The sequence below is a fragment of the Candidatus Jettenia sp. AMX1 genome (assembly GCF_030263775.1).
GTDB lineage: Bacteria > Planctomycetota > Brocadiia > Brocadiales > Brocadiaceae > Jettenia > Jettenia caeni.
This window is the reverse complement of sequence record NZ_SZPP01000040.1, coordinates 81,413-87,674: the sequence shown is the minus strand read 5'-3', so window position 1 is coordinate 87,674 and position 6,262 is coordinate 81,413. Positions and strand designations below refer to the sequence as shown.

4 protein-coding genes are annotated in these 6,262 nt (G+C 38.8%); all 4 read left to right on the top strand.

The features are described 5' to 3' along the window. Positions 1–591 precede the first annotated feature (591 nt). The 4 genes from FBQ94_RS12550 to rlmN all read left to right on the top strand — a co-directional run bounded on the left by FBQ94_RS12550 (position 592) and on the right by rlmN (position 6,019). The gene (locus tag FBQ94_RS12550; protein ID WP_040543143.1) at positions 592–1,005 is read left to right on the top strand and encodes a hypothetical protein; all 414 of its coding nucleotides are present in this window, start codon (positions 592–594) and stop codon (positions 1,003–1,005) included. 55 nt (positions 1,006–1,060) lie between these two features. Then, the gene (locus FBQ94_RS12545) at positions 1,061–2,062 is read left to right on the top strand and encodes a Vgb family protein (protein ID WP_007220100.1); all 1,002 of its coding nucleotides are present in this window, start codon (positions 1,061–1,063) and stop codon (positions 2,060–2,062) included. A 490-nt stretch (positions 2,063–2,552) separates the two neighbouring features. Beyond that, complete coding sequence (locus tag FBQ94_RS12540; RefSeq protein ID WP_007220101.1) at positions 2,553–4,328, top strand: hypothetical protein; 1,776 nt, start codon at positions 2,553–2,555, stop codon at positions 4,326–4,328. A gap of 632 nt (positions 4,329–4,960) precedes the next feature. Beyond that, on the top strand, positions 4,961–6,019 hold the full coding sequence (rlmN, locus tag FBQ94_RS12535) for a dual-specificity RNA methyltransferase RlmN (protein ID WP_007220102.1): 1,059 nt from the start codon (positions 4,961–4,963) through the stop codon (positions 6,017–6,019). Positions 6,020–6,262: the final 243 nt, after the last annotated feature.

Here is a 6,262-nt window from a genome sequence, read left to right as displayed (position 1 = left end):
ATGATGAAATTAGGAATGCCGGAAAGTTATGCGATCTCATAAATTGCATACTACAGGGAAAAACTGCTTTTTTATCGGATTTGTGCAACAAAGCCGTTTGCAGTTAATAAACAGGTGCTACAATTGCTACATCGCTGCGAATAGCTGGTCTGCACTCTGATAATGTAAGTACCTGACAACAAATTTTTGTGCATGTATCTTTGCATACAAGGGTTTTCAGTACGCAAAAATTTATGTCCCGGTACTTATAAGAGTAAAATCCATTGGGGTTAAAAATTATTGGCTGAAGAGAAAATCCCGAAGGGATGATATACAACGGCAATAATGAAAATATATCACCCCTTCGGGGTTAGAAAATAATTGCGTATCGATATGCTATAATAATTACATCCCTTCGGGATTAAAAAAACCATGCGAAAATAATTACGGTGTTGTTTGGGCGTTCAAACCAACAGCGTCTGATTTACAATTGACAAAAGCTTATTTAAAGATAGTAGACAATCTTTAGATAAGCGCCTGACCACAAATTTTTGTGCATGTATCTTTGTATACAGGGGTTTTCAGCATGCAAATATTTATGTTCAGGTACTTATGATATCTCCTTTACGGAAAGATCGCGATATAGAAAACCATGTAGCTTTAAAATCGGTACCGCACCACATACTGATATCTTCTGGACCTGAGATACAAGATTTTACAGATGATATGACTCCTTATGGCAAGTTACCAATTGTAAACTTAGCGTTGAACTATTATAATATTTGTATTATCATTTACTGCGGATTCGAAGGCATGCTGATATCAGAAGACAACAGATTGTGGATATTATTAAAGTATATTATTTCTTTCAAGGGTATTAAACATATTACGATAAGCGGAGTAACAAGCCGGATAGGGACTATAAAAGCCGCGATATACATGCATGAAGATTTATGGCAAATTTATAAACAGGGAATAATTGCTTACCACGACTCAGCAAACGAGATAATTCACGAGCGACTTTAGATTTATCCATCTTTTATGAATATTATGCATGGTATTATGACGGGAGGATGAAGCAATGAGAGGGCCTCTTAATATTTTAAGTATTTTTTGGGGTGTGGTATTCATATTATCCACTTCTGCTATATCGATAGGGGATTCGTGCAATAAATTTATAGAAGGATTCGTTATCACACGGTTTCATACACTTCAAAAGAATACTTTATGCTGGTATGATACAGCCTCACGTAGCCTTACCTTCATGGTAGGTTTTAACCCCTATGGGTTGGCTTTTGACGGTACCAATATCTGGGTTACTAATTATGGCAGTGATAGCATCTCGAAGCTAAGGGCAAATGATGGAACTCTCCTTGGAACCTATGCTGTAGGCTTTAACCCCCGAGGGATAGCTTTTGACGGCGCTAATATCTGGGTAGCAAATGCTAGCAACAATAGTGTAACAAAGTTGAAGGCAAGTGATGGGTCTATGCGTGGTACTTATGGTGTCGGTTTCTATCCATATGCGGTTGTTTGTGATGGAGTCAACATTTGGGTAACAAATTCTGGAAGTGGTACCATATCAAAATTGCGGGCGAGTGATGGAGTTACGCTTGGCACTTATGCTGTTGGCGCCAATCCAAGGGGTATAACCTTTGATGGATCTCATATCTGGGTGACAAATGCTAACAGCAATAATGTGGTAAAGCTGAGGGCAAGCGATGGCGTTATACTGGGCCGTTATGCCATGAACTTCTATCCCTATGGGATTGCTTCTGATGGAAGCAATATATGGGTAACAAATCGCAGCGGCAATAATGTGATAAAGTTAAGGGCAAGTGATGGAAGTGTGCTTGGCTCTTATTGTGCAGGCATCTACCCATATGGAGTAGCTTTTGATGGAAAAAACATATGGGTAACAAATTCTGGCAGCAACAATGTGATGAAGCTAAGGGCACATGACGGAGTCTTACTTGGCACATACTCAGTAGGTTTTAATCCAATGGGAATCATATTTGACGGTACTAATATTTGGGTAACAAATTATGATAATGGTACCGTAACGAAACTACAAACGGACTAAAATATTTCGTTATTGGGAATGCGTATTATTATGTTATTAATCGACGAAATACCGTGAAAATATTTTTATAGATAAACGAAACAGGGAAAAATTTCTGGAATACCTTGCAAAATGAATATCTTGTCCTGCTTTCCCAGTATATCTATCTTAACTCTGTTCGTGCAAAGAGAGTAACATATCTTCTCGATTATTCCCTGAATGATAAGATAATAACTTGAAGAAATAATTTGAGATGTGACTTCCACTCAGATCCAAGATAGAAAAGGTACTATATCCAATGGATTATGATGTAAAAATTTCTTCTTGAGTGTTCGTTTAAATAAGCTATACTTGCGCGAAAGTTTTATTATGCAGACAACATGTGCTTGTGGAAGTATAGATTATATTGAGGTCTTATCCGCTCAGTTTTCATAACTTTTCTTTTTTATTAATTTAATGCAAAAGAAATTGTTATCACGGTATTCAATAATGGAGGCTATGTAAATATACGATGAAAATGAAGGCAGGTCTTATTGCGCTTTTTATCGTCATTTTGTCTTTCTTTTTTTTGAAGAATCATCCAGTGTGTGGGCAAACGGAAAACCGGGAACTCCCTGTTGCCGGTAAACTGGTTGCCACAGAAGAGGTAAATACCGTAGACGCCCTTACTGATATTGTTCAGGTGATTGTGGAATTAGGGAAAGAAATTGAAGACAAAAAAGCGAAACTCCATGTGGCGGAAACACACGAAGAGAGATCAGAAATATCAAAAGAAATTGATAAACTGAATGAACGGTTGGGAGCTCTCAAGGTAAATTTTGAGGAAATTGCAACCGGGCTGGATTTAGGAACGTTTTATACAAAGCCACAAAAACGTTTCGATTGGAAGGAGGAAATCCAAACCCTGATAGGACCGATTATTAATGACTTGAAAAGCTTGACCGCCCGCCCCCGGTTAATCGAAAATCTGCGAACACAAGTGGCTTACTACGAAAAACAAATTTTCCTGATAAAAAATGCCATAGAAAATATCCATAATCTTGCCGCTCAAGTGAAAAGCGAAAATCTGAAAACTCAACTCGTTGGCCTTGAAACCGACTGGTACAATAAAGGAAGACAAATTTCAAGCCAGCTTACCGTGTCAAAATACCAATTGGCTGATAAATTGAGTGAAAGGAAATCTTTTCTTGAATCGAGCAAAAATGTCGTACAGGTATTTTTCAAAAGTCGGGGGAGAAATTTTATCTTAGCCGTATTTGCATTCCTTTTTGTATTCTTTTTGCTTCGTTATATTCATCGTAACATTTATAGAGGCAGTTTTATTCATAGAACGGTAGCGAGTTCATTTTACATTCGTCTTGCAGAAGTGCTATATTATATACTCACTTTTGTCGGCGCCACGGGGGCGTTGTTGCTCGTATTGTATGTTTGCGGCGATTGGGTCCTTTTAGGTATTGCATTCATTTTTATTTTAGGGCTTATTTGGGCAGCAAAACAAACCCTTCCTCGTTTCTATGAACAAGGCGCCCTTTTATTAAACCTGGGAACTGTAAAGGAAAATGAGCGCGTAATTTACAATGGCCTTCCATGGAAGGTGGTTTCGTTACACCTCTCTACCCACCTGGTCAATCCGGAATTGAAGGGAGGAATGCTCAGGATTCCCATACGAGATCTTAAAGATATCAGATCTCGCCCATACCATCCGGATGAACCCTGGTTTCCTTGTAAAGAAAACGATTGCGTTCTTCTGGCAGATGGGACAATGGGCAGGGTGATTACGCAGACTCCCGAGGTTGTACAACTTATGATCGGCGGTGGCAGTTATAAGACGTATCGTACAGAGGAATTTTTGAATCAAAATCCAACCAATATTTCTAAGAATTTCCGCGTTAATGTTACCTTTGGTATTGATTATCAATATCAGTCAATAAGTACTACAGAAATTCCTGAGAAACTGAGAGAAATGATAGAAGCAGGGCTTATAAACGAAGGTTATGGAAATGATATGATCAAGTTTACTGTGGAATTTAGCGAAATAGGCGATTCATCTCTCAACTATGTAATTTTTGCAGATTTTTCGGGACGAGTTGCAAAAGATTATAATAAACTTTCCCGAATTATTCAAAAATTAGCATTGGACACCTGCAATAAATTTGGGTGGGAAATTCCTTACACAACATTTACCATACACACTGCTCCATCCCAGTATCAGCAAGGAATTTCAGCGCCAGTTGAACTCGCCGCAGATACTGTAAAGGTCGCAAGCAGGGCAAACGTATCAAAATGAGATTAGAGAAATAGGAGTAACAAACAGGGCAATTGCATCAAAGTGGGAATTGTTCAGCCCGTTTTGGGTGGCGCTGACAAACTCTGTTTATCAGTGTTTTCCCTTCCCTATCCCTGTGTGCATTCAAACAGGCACGGACAAATCCCATCCCTGTTCAAGACATACGGGGACAGAGTTTGTCCGGGCAACCCCGTCCGGAAGGCATTGCAAAACTTCAAATGTTAATTTCATGCATATAAGGCAATGCCCTATTGGCTAAATTTAATGCGATTGACCTGAGGTCACAGGAACTTCATCTTGATGGTCAATACCCTTACGGTTTTCACACTTCATCTGACTTTGTGCATTCTCAAACGACTTAATAAACACACACTTCTTCTCCATCATATGCCGTTCGGTTTCAACTATTAATTACAATAATCCAAGCCTGAATGGCTGTCATGTTTATCGATAATGAACAAAACCATAAACCAATAACCCCGAAGGGGTAATATTGTATTATGTATTGTATTGATAGTACATACTCATATATGTATAATTTATTAAAAATCGAATATTATAGAAAAATCAACATTACCACGGCCTGTCTCAGGAGAAATGCGTAACTCTACGTCTTTACCATCAAAAATATCATGTATAAAACAGAAATTTCCTCAATTACCAATATGTCTTTGGCAGAACTCGAGGCAGTATGCGCCTCAATCGGAGAGCCTGTTTACAGGGCCAAACAAATACTTTCCTGGATTTATAACAAAGGGGCAACCGATTTTAACCAGATGTCTAACCTGCCGAAAGACCTGAGAAGGAAGCTTGCAGAAAAGTGCCAGGTCTTCCAAACAACAGTCGATACCCTTACACAAACAAAAGATGGAACAGAGAAATTCTTAGTTCGTTTACCTGATGGGAATGAAATTGAGTGTGTCTTATTACGGGAAGGCAAAAGAATCACCGTATGCGTTTCAACTCAGGTAGGTTGTGCGATGGCCTGCCGGTTTTGCGCTAGCGGCATGCCCGGTTTGGAAAGAAACCTTAACGCCGGTGAAATTGTTGAACAAGCCCTTCATGTTAAAAATCATCTTCCGCCTGACGAACGCCTTACCAATATTGTCTTTATGGGTATAGGCGAACCCCTTGCAAATTATGATAATGTTATCAAGGCCATCAGGATCATAAATGCCAAATGGGGGTTAGGAATTGGGGCACGGCGCATCACTATCTCAACCGTTGGAAATATTCGTGGTATACACCGATTGGCTCAAGAGGAACTCCAGATAAATCTGGCAATATCCCTTCACGCGCCAGATGATGTTACCCGGTCTAAAATAATTCCATCGAACAAAAAAACTGGTATTAAAAATATTATAGCTGCAACTCAGGAATATTTTCAAAGTACCGGAAGAGATATCAGTTTTGAATATATCTTAATTGATGGCATGAATGCATCCAGACAAGATGCTGAATCACTGGCCCGTTTACTCAAGGGTATCCAATGCAACATCAATCTTCTTCCCTTAAATCCCATCGAAGAATTCAACTTCAAGCCTCCATCACGAGAAGCAATTGAAACGTTTTGTAAGATATTGAAAAAACACGGCCTTATTGTCACTTTACGAAGGAAAAAGGGTGATCATATCAATGCCGCATGTGGTCAACTCCGCCTACAAAGTATAAATTTTTATGGAAAAGATTAGAAGTTTTTTGTTAAATAGATTCTGCCATTTTCTGCTATTTTACAAATATAAATTAAGCCTTCGGTAACCTTTATCTTTTATCAAAACGTAGGGCAGGGCTTTAGCCTTGCTTCCCCGCCTGAATTGTATATGAGGATAGCAAACCTAAAAAGGCTGTCCGAGAATGCTTTCACACGACAAATTCTATACTATATGCTGACAAAATATTAGCATGATAACAATATTTAGTCTGGCATTTGTGGG

Excerpts from the sequence above, each read along its gene's own strand:
- FBQ94_RS12550 (WP_040543143.1), top strand. The coding sequence starts at position 592 with ATGATATCTCCTTTACGGAAAGATCGCGATATAGAAAACCATGTAGCT.
- FBQ94_RS12545 (WP_007220100.1), top strand. The coding sequence starts at position 1,061 with ATGAGAGGGCCTCTTAATATTTTAAGTATTTTTTGGGGTGTGGTATTC.
- FBQ94_RS12540 (WP_007220101.1), top strand. The coding sequence starts at position 2,553 with ATGAAAATGAAGGCAGGTCTTATTGCGCTTTTTATCGTCATTTTGTCT.
- rlmN (WP_007220102.1), top strand. The coding sequence starts at position 4,961 with ATGTATAAAACAGAAATTTCCTCAATTACCAATATGTCTTTGGCAGAA.